Below are 14821 nucleotides of genomic sequence, written 5' to 3'. Positions count from 1 at the left end.
TGATCCGTCTGCGGAACCTAATTCGTGTCGTATTGCGGCTTCGGTCAGCAGGCAGCAGCCTGTAGGTTCGAGGCGAAAAAAAGCCCGCTTGCGCGGGCTTGGTGATCACGGGGTCAAATAGAAGCGGAGGTGAAACCCTACACCTGATCAGAAGTCCAGGTTCGACACCGACAGCGCGTTGCTTTCAATGAAGTCACGACGCGGCTCGACTGCATCACCCATCAGGGTGTTGAAGATCTGGTCAGCAGCGATCGCATCCTCGATGGTGACCTTGAGCATACGGCGAACGGTCGGATCCATGGTGGTTTCCCACAGCTGGTCCGGGTTCATCTCACCCAGCCCTTTGTATCGCTGGATGGTGTGGCGCTTGGTGGTCTCGTTCATCAGCCAATCAAGGCCTTCTTTGAACTCGACGATTGCCTTGCGGCGCTCACCGCGCTGCACGTAAGCACCTTCGCCCAACAAGCTGGACAGCTTGGCACCAATGTTGACTACGGTACGGTAGTCATTGCTGCCGAAGAAGTCCCGGTTGAAGGTGACGTAGCTGGCCAGGCCGTGGGAGGTAATTTCCACCTCTGGCAACCAGACGTTGCGCTCTTTGTCTTCGCGCAGGCTGGCCTTGTAAACCAGGCCGGACTTCTGGCTGCTGTTCAGACGTTCCTGGAGTTGGGCCAGCCAGGCCTGCATCACAGCATGGTCACCCAACTGCTCCAAGGTTACTTCCGGCAAGTAGATGAAGTGCTCGGTCAGCTCTTCCGGATACAGGCGCGACAGGCGCTTGAGGGTCTTCATGACACTACGGAATTCATTCACCAGTGCTTCCAACTGCACACCGGAAACCGCTGGTGCCGACTCGTCCAGGTGCAAGCTGGCATCTTCCAGGGCCGACTGGGTCATGTACTCTTCCATGGCCTCGTCGTCCTTGATGTACTGTTCCTGCTTGCCTTTCTTCACCTTGTACAGCGGTGGCTGGGCAATGTAGATGTAGCCGCGCTCGACCAGCTCCGGCAACTGACGGAAGAAGAAGGTCAGCAGCAGGGTACGGATGTGCGAACCGTCAACGTCAGCATCGGTCATGATGATGATGTTGTGATAACGCAGCTTGTCGATGTTGTACTCTTCGCGGCCGATACCACAGCCCAGCGCAGTGATCAGCGTGCCCACTTCCTGGGATGAGATCATCTTGTCGAAGCGCGCTTTCTCGACGTTGAGGATTTTACCCTTCAACGGCAGGATCGCCTGGGTACGACGGTTGCGGCCTTGCTTGGCCGAGCCACCCGCGGAGTCACCCTCCACCAGGTACAGTTCGGAAAGGGCAGGGTCTTTTTCCTGGCAGTCCGCCAGTTTGCCTGGCAGGCCGGCGATATCCAGCGCACCTTTGCGGCGAGTCATCTCACGGGCTTTACGTGCCGCTTCACGGGCACGGGCCGCGTCGATCATCTTGCCAACGACGGCCTTGGCCTCGTTCGGGTTTTCCAGCAGGAAGTCGGCGAAGTACTTGTTCATCTCCTGTTCCACGGCGGTTTTCACCTCCGAGGAGACCAGCTTGTCTTTGGTCTGCGAGCTGAACTTAGGGTCCGGTACCTTCACCGAGATGATCGCGGTCAGGCCTTCACGGGCGTCATCACCAGTGGTAGCCACCTTGTTCTTCTTGGCCAGGCCTTCCTGTTCGATGTAGCTGTTCAGGCTACGGGTCAGCGAGGAACGGAAGCCCACCAGGTGAGTACCGCCATCGCGCTGCGGAATGTTGTTGGTGAAGCACAGCAGGTTCTCGTTGAAGCTGTCGTTCCATTGCAGGGCGACTTCAACACCCACGCCATCGTCACGCTGGACGTTGAAGTGGAATACCTGGGAGTTGACCGGGGTCTTGTTGGTGTTCAGGTATTCGACGAATGCACGCAGGCCACCTTCGTACTTGAAGAACTCTTCCTTACCGCTGCGCTCATCCTTCAGCAGGATGCCAACGCCCGAGTTGAGGAACGACAGCTCGCGGATACGCTTGGCCAGGATGTCCCAGCTGAAGTGAATGTTCTTGAAGGTTTCAGCCGAAGGCTTGAAGTGGATGTGGGTACCGGTGCTTTCGCTATCACCGACAACCGCCATCGGCGCCTGTGGCACACCGTGAACGTAGGTCTGTTCCCAGATCTTGCCGCTACGGCGAACGGTCAGTACCAGCTTCTCGGACAGGGCGTTCACAACAGAAACACCTACGCCGTGCAGACCACCGGATACCTTGTACGAGTTGTCGTCGAACTTACCACCAGCGTGCAGCACGGTCATGATGACCTCGGCCGCGGAAACGCCTTCTTCTTTATGCACGTCGACCGGAATGCCGCGACCGTTGTCGCGCACACTGATGGATTCGTCCGGATGGATGATGACGGTGATGTCATCGCAGTGACCGGCGAGGGCTTCGTCGATCGAGTTGTCGACCACCTCGAAGACCATGTGGTGCAGGCCGCTGCCATCATCGGTGTCGCCAATGTACATGCCGGGGCGCTTGCGCACGGCATCCAAACCTTTCAGCACCTTGATGCTGGAGGAGTCGTACGTTTGATTTTCGCTCATGCATTCACTCCCGATGGTCGTGGGTCTGGGTGATACGGCCTTGTTCCACGTGGAACAAAGCAACTGGCGTTTCCGTCTGCCAGCCTTCCCTCAGTAATTCGTGATCTACACAGGTGATGAACACCTGGCAGCGTAATTCTTCAAGCAAGCGACACAGCGCGCGGCGATGCTGGTCGTCCAGTTCGGACGGCAAGTCATCCACGAGATAAATACAGTGACCGCGGCGAGCCTGACTAACGAGGTGGCCTTGGGCAATGCGCAATGCGCACACCACCAGCTTTTGCTGACCACGCGAGAGGATGTCGGCTGCGTTATTGGCAGCCAGACGAAGACGCAGATCAGCGCGCTGCGGACCGGCCTGGGTGTGGCCCATCTGCTGATCGCGAAGGAGAGAGGAGGCGAGTACTTCTTGCAGTTCCCGGTCCTTGTCCCAGCCTCGGTAGTAGCTCAGGGTCAACCCGTCCAGCTCGACCAGTTCGCTCAGGGTTCGCTCGAAGACGGGCTTCAAGGCCTTGATGTAATTGCGACGGTATTCATCTATTTCCGCGCTGGCCAGGCACAATTCCCGGTCCCAGGCGGCTTGCGAAGCTGGGTCAAGTGTACCATGCCGCAACCATGAGTTCCGCTGCCGCAGTGCCTTCTGCAGCCGTTGCCAGGCTGGCAGGAAACGAGGTTCCACGTGGAACACCCCCCAATCCAGGAACTGGCGGCGTATCTTCGGTGCACCTTCCAACAGGCGGAAACTGTCTGGGTTGATGAGCTGAAGTGGTAGCAATTCAGCCAGCTGCGCCGCGCTCCGCGCATTCTGCCCATCGATGCGAATAGTGAACTCCCCTTGCCGCTCCCGGGATACACCCAGGTTGCTGGTGCCCCCCTCGGCCAACTGCACTTCGCCGAACACGGTACAGGCAGGCTGTTCGTACTGGATAACCGGGTTCAGGCGGGTGCTGCGGAATGAGCGTGCCAGCCCGAGCAGGTGCACGGCTTCAAGCACGCTGGTCTTGCCGCTGCCGTTGGCGCCGTAAAGGATGTTGATGCGGGGGGAGGGTGAGAGTGTCACCGGGTGCAAGTTGCGCACCGCGGTGACTATGATACGTAGAAGGGACATTTCGCCTGCTATGGGTTACAGGCGCATCGGCATGACAACATAGGAAGAATCGTCATTGCCAGCTTCCTGCAGCAGGGCACTGCTGTTGGAATCAGACAGGATCAGACGAACTTGCTCGGTAGTCATCACGCCCAGCACGTCCAGCAGATAGCTGACGTTGAAGCCGATTTCCAGCGAGCTACCTTCGTAGTCCACGCTGATTTCTTCTTCAGCTTCTTCCTGCTCGGGGTTGTTGGCCTGTATCTTCAGTTGGCCAGCAGCCAGTTGCAGGCGGATACCGCGGTACTTTTCGTTGGAAAGAATCGCAGTACGGCTAAAGGCTTCGCGCAGCGCCTGGCGGTCACCGACCACCAGCTTGTCGCCACCCTTGGGCAGTACGCGCTCGTAGTCCGGGAACTTGCCGTCCACCAGCTTGGAAGTGAAGGTGAATTCACCGGTGGTGGCGCGGATGTGGTGCTGGCCCAGAACGATACTGACCATGCCTTCCGGGTCGGTCAGCAGGCGCGCCAGTTCGAGGATACCTTTGCGTGGCACGATGACCTGGTGGCGATCATCCTGCTCGATCGGCGCGCTCATGGAGCACAGCGCCAGGCGATGGCCGTCGGTGGACACAGCCCGCAGGGTGTTGCGCGACACTTCCAGCAGCATGCCGTTGAGGTAGTAGCGCACATCCTGCTGGGCCATGGCGAAACTGGTGCGCTCGATCAGGCGGCGCAGCTTGCTCTGTTCCAGGTTGCAGGTCAGCGAGCCTGGGCCTTCTTCCACAGTCGGGAAGTCATTGGCTGGCAGGGTCGACAGGGTGAAGCGGCTGCGGCCGGCCTTGACCAACAGTTTCTGCTCGTCGACCTTGATATCGATCAGAGCGTCGTTCGGCAGGCTTTTGCAAATGTCCATCAGCTTGCGTGCCGGGACAGTGATTTCGCCAGGCTCGGCCGGCTCTTCCAGTTGCACGCGGCCTACCAGTTCGACTTCCAGGTCGGTACCAGTCAACGACAATTGCTGGCCTTGCACGACCAGCAATACGTTGGACAGGACCGGCAAGGTCTGACGGCGCTCGACGACACCGGCGACCAGTTGCAGGGGTTTCAACAGGGCTTCGCGTTGAATGGTGAAATGCATGGTCTAGTCCCTTGCCTTCAATTAGCTGCGCAGACGGCCATCAGGTCGTCAGCGTCCGCAGCAGGTTCTTGTAGTCCTCGCGGATGTCCGCGTCGGATTCCTTCAATTCGTTGATCTTGCGGCAGGCGTGCAGCACGGTCGTATGGTCGCGGCCACCGAACATGTCGCCGATTTCCGGCAGACTGTGGTTGGTCAGCTCCTTGGACAGGGCCATGGCCACCTGACGTGGACGCGCCACGGAACGCGAACGACGCTTGGACAACAGATCGGAGATCTTGATCTTGTAGTACTCGGCGACGGTACGCTGAATGTTATCCACACTGACCAGCTTGTCTTGCAGCGCCAACAGGTCCTTGAGTGACTCACGGATCAGCTCGATGGTGATGTCACGGCCCATGAAGTGCGAGTGAGCAATCACCCGCTTCAATGCACCTTCCAGTTCGCGGACGTTGGAACGGATACGTTGGGCAATGAAGAAGGCTGCGTCATGCGGCAGTTCGACCTTGGCCTGGTCGGCCTTCTTCATCAGGATCGCCACGCGGGTTTCCAGCTCTGGTGGCTCGACGGCAACCGTCAGGCCCCAGCCAAAGCGCGACTTCAGGCGCTCTTCCAGGCCTTCGATCTCCTTGGGGTAGCGGTCAGAGGTAAGGATTACCTGCTGGCCGCCCTCGAGCAAGGCGTTGAAGGTGTGGAAAAACTCTTCCTGCGAGCGCTCTTTACGGGCAAAGAACTGGATATCGTCGATCAGCAACGCATCCACCGAGCGGTAGAAGCGCTTGAATTCGTTGATGGCGTTGAGCTGCAGCGCCTTGACCATGTCCGCGACGAAGCGCTCCGAATGCAGGTACACGACCTTGGCGTTCGGATTCTTCTTCAGCAGGTGGTTACCCACAGCATGCATGAGGTGGGTTTTACCCAGGCCCACACCACCATAAAGGAAGAGCGGGTTATAGCCATGCTTGGGGTTGTCGGCCACCTGCCAGGCAGCCGCGCGCGCCAGCTGGTTCGACTTACCTTCAACGAAGGTATCGAAGGTGAAGGTGCGGTTCAGGTAGCTGGTGTGCTTGAGCGCACCTTCAACCTGCACGGTGCGCTGTTCAGTCCGGGCACTGCCGGTCGGCGCCGAAACCGGCTCGGCCATGGCATCGAAGCTGTCACGCGAGGATGGCTCGGCCAGTTCATCGACCAGCACAGGCTCGGCCGCTGCCACCGCGACAGGTTCGACCGCTGCCGGCGCTGCCTTCTGTGTCTGGCTCTGCGTCTGGGTGTGCGCCAGCGAAGCGGCCACGGCGGCACTCACTGGCGCGTTGGGCGCCGCACGTGGTGCCGAGCTGCGGCGGCTGCCTATCAACAAGGAAAGGGCAGGCGCAATGCCACTGCCGTTTTCGCCCAACAGCTCGAGCAAGCGACCCAGGTACTTTTCATTGACCCAATCGAGAACGAAACGGTTAGGCGCATAGACGCGCAACTCGTCGCCTTCGGCTTCGACCTGTAGCGGACGGATCCAGGTGTTGAATTGCTGGGCAGGCAGTTCATCGCGCAGAAGCTCCACGCACTGCTGCCAAAGTTCCACTGACACGGATATCCCCTGAGTTTGAAAGCCGGATGAGGCAAAAACAAACCGCCATTGTACCGGTCGAGCGTTCAGTTATCCACATGTGGACACGCTAGGAACCATGACAAAACAGCCATTTATCGACCAAAACGGCTTCGTTGCACTGTGAATAAGCCCTGTGGATAAACGACCATGAGCGCTATGCACAACCCCAGGGTGAGATCTGTTGATAACTCAGCTGTGGATAAGCGGCATTTTCATCCACAGCTTGTGACCACGAAGAAAACAGGCGCAGCACCGGTTGAGAACACAGTTGTAAAACTCTGTACAGCGCGTACTTTCTGGCCTAAAGCAGGTTATCCACAGAAGGTTATCCACTTAAGATTTATAGATTCTTCAAAAAAGCTTTTTATATGTCTCTTCTTTTTTTTCATGTTGTCCTCAATCCGTCTGTCCGATCAAGCACCACTTGGTGATGGACATGCACGTACCGTCCATCACGTGCTCTATATGGAAAGACTGGTTGGAAATTGACCTACGGGCTTGCTTTCTCTAGAATCGCCGGTCTCTTAAAAAGGGGGCCATTCCGGCCCGTCGTCGACAAACCAGGTAATACGCCATGAAACGTACTTTCCAACCAAGCACCATCAAGCGCGCGCGCACCCACGGCTTCCGTGCCCGTATGGCTACCAAGAACGGCCGCGCTGTTCTGTCGCGTCGTCGTGCCAAAGGCCGTAAGCGTCTGGCCATTTGATTTTTCGGCACAGGTGGTGAGTCAGGACTTCAGTCGGGAAAAGCGACTGCTTACACCCCGACATTTCAAAGCGGTCTTCGACTCCCCAACCGGCAAGGTTCCAGGGAAAAACCTGCTGATCCTTGCTCGCGAGAACGGCCTCGATCACCCACGCCTTGGCTTGGTGATCGGCAAGAAGAGCGTCAAGCTCGCCGTTCAACGCAACCGCCTCAAGCGCTTGATGCGCGATTCCTTTCGTTTAAACCAGCAATTGCTAGCCGGGTTGGACATTGTGATCGTCGCGCGCAAGGGATTGGGTGAGATAGAAAACCCGGAATTGCACCAACACTTTGGCAAACTCTGGAAACGCCTGGCCCGCAGCCGGCCCGCTCCAGCAGTAACCGCCAATTCCGCAGGGGTAGACAGCCAAGATGCGTAAACTGGCGCTCGTTCCGATCCAGTTTTACCGTTATGCCATTAGTCCTCTGATGGCCAATCACTGTCGTTTCTTCCCCAGTTGCTCCTGTTACGCTTATGAAGCCATCGAAACCCACGGCTTCTGGCGTGGTGGGTGGCTAGCCGTTCGTCGCCTGGGACGTTGTCATCCGTGGAACGACGGCGGTTTCGATCCCGTTCCTCCCGCTCCTTCCTCCCGAACTTCTTCGATAGCCGAGTAATCATGGATATTAAACGCACGATCCTGATCGTCGCCCTGGCAATCGTGTCCTACGTCATGGTCCTCAAGTGGAACCAGGACTACGGCCAGGCTGCCCTGCCGACTCAGAATACTGCTGCCAGCACTGTTGCCCCGGGCTTGCCGGATGGCGTACCGGCCGGTAATGCCGGCGCCAGCGCCGATGTACCAAGCGCCAACGCCGAAACCAGCGCAGCCGAACTGGCGCCGGTCGCGGTCAGCAAGGACCTGATCCGGGTCAAGACCGATGTCCTGGAGCTGGCTATCGATCCGGTCGGTGGTGACATCGTCCAGCTGAACCTGCCGCAGTACCCACGTCGTCAGGACCACCCGGACATTCCGTTCCAGCTGTTCGACAACGGTGGTGAGCGTGTCTACCTGGCACAAAGCGGTCTGACCGGCGTCAACGGTCCGGATGCCCGTCCTGCCGGTCGCCCGCTGTACGCTGCCGACAAGAAAGGTTACCAGTTGGCCGATGGCCAGCAGCAACTGGTGGTCGACCTGAAGTTCAGCGACAACGGCGTCAACTACATCAAGCGCTTCAGCTTCAAGCGCGGCGAGTACGACCTGACCGTCAGCTACCTGATCGACAACCAGAGCGGCCAGGCCTGGAGCGGCAACATGTTTGCCCAGCTCAAGCGCGACGCCAGCTCCGATCCATCGTCGAGCACCGCCACCGGCACCGCTACCTACCTGGGCGCCGCCCTGTGGACAGCTTCCGAGCCTTACAAAAAGGTCTCGATGAAGGACATCGACAAAGGTAGTTTGAAAGAAAATGTGTCCGGCGGCTGGGTTGCCTGGCTGCAACACTACTTCGTGACTGCCTGGATTCCGGCCAAGTCGGACAACAACGTTGTCCAGACCCGCAAGGACAGCCAGGGCAACTACATCATCGGTTACACCGGCCCGGCCATCAGCGTGCCTGCTGGCGGCAAGGTCGAAACCAGCGCCATGCTGTACGCCGGCCCGAAAATCCAGTCCAAGCTGAAAGAGTTGTCCCCAGGCCTGGAACTGACCGTCGACTACGGCTTCCTGTGGTTCATCGCCCAGCCGATCTTCTGGCTGCTGCAACATATCCACAGCCTGCTGGGTAACTGGGGCTGGTCGATCATCGTGCTGACCATGCTGATCAAAGGCCTGTTCTTCCCGCTGTCGGCTGCCAGCTACCGCTCCATGGCGCGCATGCGTGCCGTTGCGCCGAAGCTCGCTGCGTTGAAGGAACGCTTCGGTGACGATCGCCAGAAGATGTCCCAGGCGATGATGGAGCTGTACAAGAAAGAGAAGATCAATCCGCTGGGCGGCTGCCTGCCGATCCTGGTGCAGATGCCGGTGTTCCTGGCCCTGTACTGGGTACTGCTGGAAAGCGTGGAAATGCGCCAGGCCCCATGGATGCTGTGGATTACCGACCTGTCGATCAAGGATCCGTTCTTCATCCTGCCGATCATCATGGGCGCCACCATGTTCATCCAGCAGCGCCTGAACCCGACGCCACCGGATCCGATGCAGGCCAAGGTGATGAAAATGATGCCGATCATCTTCACCTTCTTCTTCCTGTGGTTCCCGGCGGGTCTGGTGCTGTACTGGGTTGTGAACAACTGCCTGTCGATCGCACAGCAGTGGTACATCACCCGCAGCATCGAAGCAGCCAGCAAAAAAGCTGCTGCTTGACAGGCTACTGCGCTAGCCTGTGAATAAAAAACGCCCCTAGTGGGGCGTTTTTGCTATCTGTCGTTTTTGTCGTAGAGGCTTTCGAGCATGAACACTGTGCGTGAAACCATTGCCGCCATCGCCACCGCCCAAGGCCGCGGCGGTGTGGGTATTGTCAGGTTGTCCGGCCCTTTGGCTGCCAAGGCCGGCCAGTTGATCACTGGCCGTACGCTTACCCCGCGCCATGCCCATTACGGCCCGTTCCGCGACGAGGAAGGGCTGGTGCTGGACGAAGGGATCGCGCTGTTCTTCCCCGGGCCGAATTCGTTCACCGGTGAGGACGTGCTGGAACTGCAGGGCCACGGTGGCCCGGTGGTGCTGGATATGCTGCTGCAGCGCTGTGTACAAGTCGGTTGCCGACTGGCCCGCCCGGGCGAGTTCAGCGAGCGTGCGTTCCTCAACGACAAGCTCGACCTGGCCCAGGCCGAAGCCATTGCCGACCTGATCGAGGCCAGCTCCAGCCAAGCGGCGCGCAATGCCCTGCGCTCACTGCAGGGGGAGTTCTCCAAGCGTGTGCGCTTCCTGACCGAAGCGTTGATAGCCCTGCGCATCTACGTCGAGGCGGCGATCGACTTCCCCGAGGAGGAAATCGACTTTCTCGCCGATGGTCACGTGCTGGCGATGCTCGATACAGTGCGCGGCGAGTTGTCCACAGTGCAGCGTGAAGCCGGGCAGGGGGCCTTGCTGCGTGATGGTATGACCGTGGTTATCGCCGGTCGGCCGAATGCCGGCAAGTCGAGCCTGCTGAACCAACTGGCCGGGCGGGAAGCGGCCATCGTCACCGATATCGCCGGCACCACCCGGGACATCCTTCGCGAACATATCCACATCGACGGCATGCCGCTGCACGTGGTCGATACTGCCGGTTTGCGCGACACCGATGACCATGTGGAAAAAATCGGCGTGGAACGCGCACTGAAGGCCATTGGCGAGGCCGACCGAGTGTTGCTGGTGGTGGACTCCACCGCACCCGAGGCGAGCGACCCGTTCGCCCTGTGGCCGGAATTTCTCGACCAGCGCCCAGACCCGGGCAAAGTCACGCTGATTCGCAACAAGGCCGACCTGAGTGGTGAGCGGGTAGCGCTGGAACAGTGCGATGACGGCCATGTAACGATCACCCTCAGTGCCAAGGGGGACGACGCAGGGCTGCAGCTGCTGCGCGACCACCTGAAGGCCTGCATGGGTTATGAACAGACGGCTGAGAGTGGTTTCAGCGCCCGCCGGCGCCATCTGGATGCGCTGCGTCAGGCCAGTGAACACCTGGAACACGGTCGTGCACAACTGACCCTGGCTGGCGCGGGTGAGCTGTTGGCGGAAGACCTGCGCCAGGCGCAGCAGGCCCTGGGGGAGATTACCGGGGCGTTTAGCTCGGACGACCTGCTGGGGCGGATTTTTTCCAGCTTCTGCATCGGCAAGTAATCCACAGCCAGGCAAGGCCAAGAGCCGCTCCTTCGGGAGCGGCTTTTTTTTGCCTGAAATTCTTATGAGCGTAGTCAGGCGAACCGAGTACCTGTGGCAGCGGGCTCGCCCGCTCTCACCTTGTCCGTATCTGGCCCCAGCTCGAGGATTTTTCTGTTTTCAGGTTGAATACCGCGCTCAGGAGCCCTGTGGAAAACTGGCCTTCAGCTCCGTTGATAAGCAGGCTTTTTTTCTGAGGACAAACCCGGCTGTGGGTAAATAGCCATTTAATCCACAGGCTAAATCACGTTATCCATAGCCCTCATGGCACTCCAGCCACAGGGTTTAATTTTGCTATATCCTGCGCAGATAAAGGGCTACAGAACGTTATCCACAGATAGGGCTGTGCATAAGAATAAACATAAAAACAAAGCTTTTTTAAATTTCTCTTCTTTGATTTCTGTTGTCTGCCACTCATCCACAGGCTGGTCAAATTTTGCTCAGACGGTTTCTTTAAAGGGGCTGAAGTCCCTATACTTGTCCGCTTACCTTCTCTATTCGCAAAAACAGGCACGAGGTGCGTGGTGGATTTCCCTTCCCGTTTTGAAGTGATCGTCATCGGCGGCGGCCATGCCGGTACCGAGGCTGCGCTTGCGTCTGCACGCATGGGTGTGAAAACCCTGCTGCTGACCCATAACGTGGAAACCCTCGGTCACATGAGCTGCAACCCCGCCATCGGCGGTATTGGCAAAAGCCATCTGGTCAAAGAGATCGATGCCCTCGGCGGCGCCATGGCGCTGGCCACCGACAAGAGCGGCATCCAGTTCCGCGTTCTGAACAACCGCAAGGGCCCGGCCGTACGCGCCACCCGAGCACAGGCCGACCGCGCCATCTACAAGGCCGTGGTGCGTGAAATCCTGGAAAACCAGCCGAACCTGTGGATATTCCAGCAGTCCTGCGACGACCTGATCGTCGAGCAGGACCAGGTCAAAGGCGTGGTGACCCAGATGGGCCTGCGTTTCTTCGCCGAATCGGTGGTACTGACCACCGGTACCTTCCTCGGCGGGCTTATCCACATCGGTCTGCAAAACCATTCCGGTGGTCGCGCCGGTGATCCGCCTTCGATCGCCCTGGCTCACCGCATGCGTGAACTGCCACTGCGCGTCGGTCGCCTGAAAACCGGTACCCCGCCACGCATCGACGGCCGTTCGGTGGACTTCTCGGTAATGACCGAGCAGCCAGGCGATACGCCGATCCCGGTCATGTCGTTCATGGGCAATGCCCAGATGCACCCGCGCCAGGTGAGCTGCTGGATTACCCACACCAATGCACGCACCCACGAGATCATTGCCTCGAACCTCGACCGTTCGCCGATGTACTCGGGTGTGATCGAAGGTGTCGGCCCGCGCTACTGCCCGTCGATCGAAGACAAGATCCATCGCTTCGCCGACAAGGAAAGCCACCAGGTGTTCATCGAGCCGGAAGGCCTGACCACCCATGAGCTGTACCCCAACGGTATTTCCACTTCGCTGCCGTTCGACGTGCAGCTGGAGCTGGTGCGTTCGATCCGCGGCATGGAAAACGCCCACATCGTGCGCCCGGGCTACGCCATCGAATACGACTACTTCGACCCGCGCGACCTCAAGTACAGCCTCGAGACCAAAGTCATCGGCGGCCTGTTCTTCGCCGGCCAGATCAACGGCACCACCGGTTACGAAGAAGCCGGCGCCCAGGGCTTGCTGGCCGGGACCAACGCCGCCCTGCGGGCGCAGGGCCGTGACAGCTGGTGCCCACGCCGCGACGAGGCGTACATCGGCGTACTGGTCGACGACCTGATTACCCTGGGTACCCAGGAGCCGTACCGCATGTTTACTTCGCGTGCCGAGTACCGCCTGATCCTGCGCGAAGACAACGCCGACCTGCGCCTGACCGAAAAGGGCCGCGAACTCGGCCTGATCGACGACCAACGCTGGGCCGCCTTCTGCGCCAAGCGCGACGGCATCGAGCGCGAGGAGCAGCGCCTGAAGTCGACCTGGGTACGGCCGAACACCGAGCTAGGCCAGGCCATTGTGGATAAGTTCGGCACCCCGCTCAGCCACGAATACAGCCTGCTCAACCTGCTGGCGCGCCCGGAAATCGACTACGCCGGACTGATCGAGGCAACCGGTGGCGAAGCGATCGATCCACAGGTCGCCGAGCAGGTCGAGATCCGCACCAAGTACGCCGGTTACATCGACCGCCAGCAGGATGAAATCGCCCGCCTGCGCGCCAGCGAAGACACTCGCCTGCCTGTGGATATCGATTACGCGACGATTTCCGGCCTGTCCAAGGAAATCCAGGGCAAGCTGGGCCAGACCCGCCCGGAAACCCTGGGTCAGGCTTCGCGTATCCCGGGCGTGACCCCGGCGGCGATTTCCCTGTTGCTGATTCACTTGAAAAAACGCGGCGCTGGCCGCGAATTGGAGCAAAGCGCTTGAGTTCCCTGGTCACCCCGCAACACGCCGAAGAGTTGTCCACAGGTGCGCGCCAGCTCGGTGTCGAGCTGAGTGCCGAGCATCACGAAAAGCTGCTCGGCTACCTGGCCCTGTTGATCAAATGGAACAAAGCCTACAACCTCACCGCAGTGCGCGACCCCGACGAGATGGTGTCGCGCCACTTGCTCGACAGCCTCAGTGTCATGCCGTTTATCCACAGCGAGCGTGACAACTGGCTGGATGTCGGCAGTGGCGGTGGCATGCCCGGCATCCCGTTGGCTATCCTGCATCCGCACAAGCAGGTGACGGTGCTGGACGCCAATGGCAAGAAGACCCGCTTCCTGACCCAGGTGAAAATGGAGCTCAAGCTGGACAACCTCACGGTTATCCACAGTCGGGTCGAAGCCTTCCAGCCGGCGCAACCGTTCAGCGGGATCATCTCCCGCGCTTTCAGCAGCATGGAGAACTTCACCAACTGGACCCGCCATCTGGGCGACAACGGGACGCAATGGCTTGCAATGAAGGGGCTGCATCCTGCCGATGAACTGGTAGCATTGCCCGCAGACTTCACAGTGGAAAGCGAGCAGGCCCTGACCGTTCCAGGTTGCCAGGGCCAGCGCCATCTGCTGATACTGCGCCGCAAGGCATGACTGGGAACACACGCAACAATGGCTAAGGTATTCGCAATCGCGAACCAGAAAGGTGGTGTGGGCAAGACCACCACCTGTATCAATCTCGCCGCCTCGCTGGCCGCGACCAAGCGTCGTGTGCTGCTGATCGACCTCGATCCGCAGGGCAACGCCACCATGGGCAGCGGTGTGGACAAGCACGAGCTCGAGCACTCGGTCTACGACCTGTTGATCGGGGAATGCGACCTGGCCCAGGCCATGCATTACTCCGAGCACGGTGGTTTCCAGTTGCTACCAGCCAACCGTGACCTGACCGCCGCCGAAGTGGTGCTGCTGGAAATGCAGGTCAAGGAAAGCCGCCTGCGCAATGCCCTGGCGCCGATCCGCGATAACTACGACTACATCCTCATCGACTGCCCACCGTCGCTGTCGATGCTCACGCTCAACGCCCTGGTCGCCTCCGATGGCGTGATCATCCCGATGCAGTGTGAGTATTACGCACTGGAAGGTCTCAGCGACCTTGTGGATAACATCAAGCGTATCGCTGCCCGGTTGAATCCGGAGCTGAAGATCGAGGGCCTGCTGCGGACCATGTACGATCCGCGCCTGAGCCTGAACAACGATGTCTCTGCGCAGCTGAAGGAGCACTTTGGCCCGCAGCTGTACGACACGGTCATTCCGCGTAACATTCGCCTGGCCGAGGCCCCGAGCTTCGGCATGCCGGCCCTGGCCTACGACAAGCAATCGCGCGGCGCGCTGGCGTATCTGGCCCTGGCTGGGGAACTGGTACGCCGTCAACGCCGTCAATCACGCACTGCACAAACAACTTAAGGAAT

Annotated in this window: 13 protein-coding genes; 9 read left to right on the top strand and 4 right to left on the bottom strand. The window is 59.3% G+C overall.

Annotation, left to right across the window (positions count from 1 at the left end; genetic code table 11):
- Positions 1–147: 147 nt before the first annotated feature.
- The 4 genes from gyrB to dnaA are packed head-to-tail and all read right to left on the bottom strand — an operon-like array spanning position 148 to position 6374.
- Positions 148–2568, bottom strand: a complete 2421-nt coding sequence (gene gyrB, locus FQ664_RS00520; protein ID WP_144169980.1) for a DNA topoisomerase (ATP-hydrolyzing) subunit B — start codon at positions 2566–2568, stop codon at positions 148–150.
- A gap of 4 nt (positions 2569–2572) precedes the next feature.
- Entirely contained in the window at positions 2573–3676 is a 1104-nt protein-coding gene (gene recF, locus FQ664_RS00515) for a DNA replication/repair protein RecF (RefSeq protein WP_144169979.1), read from the bottom strand.
- A gap of 15 nt (positions 3677–3691) precedes the next feature.
- On the bottom strand, positions 3692–4795 hold the full coding sequence (gene dnaN, locus FQ664_RS00510) for a DNA polymerase III subunit beta (RefSeq protein ID WP_003260019.1): 1104 nt from the start codon (positions 4793–4795) through the stop codon (positions 3692–3694).
- A 40-nt stretch (positions 4796–4835) separates the two neighbouring features.
- The gene (gene dnaA, locus FQ664_RS00505; RefSeq protein WP_144169978.1) at positions 4836–6374 is read right to left on the bottom strand and encodes a chromosomal replication initiator protein DnaA; all 1539 of its coding nucleotides are present in this window, start codon (positions 6372–6374) and stop codon (positions 4836–4838) included.
- Positions 6375–6542: 168 nt separating this feature from the next.
- On the opposite strand from dnaA, the gene FQ664_RS00500 reads away from it, so the two are divergent.
- The 9 genes from FQ664_RS00500 to FQ664_RS00460 all read left to right on the top strand — a co-directional run bounded on the left by FQ664_RS00500 (position 6543) and on the right by FQ664_RS00460 (position 14816).
- Positions 6543–6884, top strand: coding sequence for a hypothetical protein (locus tag FQ664_RS00500; protein WP_144169977.1), 342 nt, complete (start codon positions 6543–6545; stop codon positions 6882–6884).
- A gap of 85 nt (positions 6885–6969) precedes the next feature.
- On the top strand, positions 6970–7104 hold the full coding sequence (gene rpmH / locus FQ664_RS00495) for a 50S ribosomal protein L34 (RefSeq protein WP_003253163.1): 135 nt from the start codon (positions 6970–6972) through the stop codon (positions 7102–7104).
- 13 nt (positions 7105–7117) lie between these two features.
- Positions 7118–7522 (top strand): ribonuclease P protein component, encoded by a 405-nt coding sequence (gene rnpA / locus FQ664_RS00490; RefSeq protein WP_144170083.1) that lies wholly within the window; start codon positions 7118–7120, stop codon positions 7520–7522.
- Complete coding sequence (gene yidD, locus FQ664_RS00485) at positions 7515–7760, top strand: membrane protein insertion efficiency factor YidD (RefSeq protein WP_144169976.1); 246 nt, start codon at positions 7515–7517, stop codon at positions 7758–7760. Before rnpA ends, yidD begins: the two co-directional genes overlap by 8 nt.
- 2 nt (positions 7761–7762) lie before the next feature.
- Entirely contained in the window at positions 7763–9445 is a 1683-nt protein-coding gene (yidC, locus tag FQ664_RS00480; protein ID WP_144169975.1) for a membrane protein insertase YidC, read from the top strand.
- 87 nt (positions 9446–9532) lie between these two features.
- Positions 9533–10903: a tRNA uridine-5-carboxymethylaminomethyl(34) synthesis GTPase MnmE gene (mnmE, locus tag FQ664_RS00475; RefSeq protein WP_144169974.1), complete on the top strand. Its 1371-nt coding sequence runs from the start codon at positions 9533–9535 to the stop codon at positions 10901–10903.
- Positions 10904–11466: 563 nt separating this feature from the next.
- Complete coding sequence (gene mnmG / locus FQ664_RS00470) at positions 11467–13359, top strand: tRNA uridine-5-carboxymethylaminomethyl(34) synthesis enzyme MnmG (RefSeq protein ID WP_144169973.1); 1893 nt, start codon at positions 11467–11469, stop codon at positions 13357–13359.
- Positions 13356–14006, top strand: a complete 651-nt coding sequence (gene rsmG / locus FQ664_RS00465; protein ID WP_144169972.1) for a 16S rRNA (guanine(527)-N(7))-methyltransferase RsmG — start codon at positions 13356–13358, stop codon at positions 14004–14006. Before mnmG ends, rsmG begins: the two co-directional genes overlap by 4 nt.
- Positions 14007–14024: 18 nt before the next feature.
- Positions 14025–14816 carry a ParA family protein gene (locus FQ664_RS00460; protein WP_060499722.1) on the top strand — a complete coding sequence of 264 codons (792 nt, stop codon included), beginning with the start codon at positions 14025–14027 and terminating at the stop codon, positions 14814–14816.
- Positions 14817–14821: the final 5 nt, after the last annotated feature.

Source organism: Pseudomonas persica, from assembly GCF_900291015.1.
In the GTDB taxonomy this organism is placed as follows: domain Bacteria; phylum Pseudomonadota; class Gammaproteobacteria; order Pseudomonadales; family Pseudomonadaceae; genus Aquipseudomonas.
The sequence above is the reverse complement of the archived record's forward strand: the minus strand, read 5'-3'. Positions and strand labels throughout refer to the sequence as shown.

What these genes read in the sequence shown, in the direction of transcription:
- dnaN (WP_003260019.1), bottom strand. Translation starts at nt 4,795, where the DNA reads ATGCATTTCACCATTCAACGCGAAGCCCTGTTGAAACCCCTGCAACTG.
- rpmH (WP_003253163.1), top strand. Translation starts at nt 6,970, where the DNA reads ATGAAACGTACTTTCCAACCAAGCACCATCAAGCGCGCGCGCACCCAC.
- gyrB (WP_144169980.1), bottom strand. Translation starts at nt 2,568, where the DNA reads ATGAGCGAAAATCAAACGTACGACTCCTCCAGCATCAAGGTGCTGAAA.
- FQ664_RS00460 (WP_060499722.1), top strand. Translation starts at nt 14,025, where the DNA reads ATGGCTAAGGTATTCGCAATCGCGAACCAGAAAGGTGGTGTGGGCAAG.
- yidD (WP_144169976.1), top strand. Translation starts at nt 7,515, where the DNA reads ATGCGTAAACTGGCGCTCGTTCCGATCCAGTTTTACCGTTATGCCATT.
- yidC (WP_144169975.1), top strand. Translation starts at nt 7,763, where the DNA reads ATGGATATTAAACGCACGATCCTGATCGTCGCCCTGGCAATCGTGTCC.
- FQ664_RS00500 (WP_144169977.1), top strand. Translation starts at nt 6,543, where the DNA reads ATGAGCGCTATGCACAACCCCAGGGTGAGATCTGTTGATAACTCAGCT.
- mnmE (WP_144169974.1), top strand. Translation starts at nt 9,533, where the DNA reads ATGAACACTGTGCGTGAAACCATTGCCGCCATCGCCACCGCCCAAGGC.
- recF (WP_144169979.1), bottom strand. Translation starts at nt 3,676, where the DNA reads ATGTCCCTTCTACGTATCATAGTCACCGCGGTGCGCAACTTGCACCCG.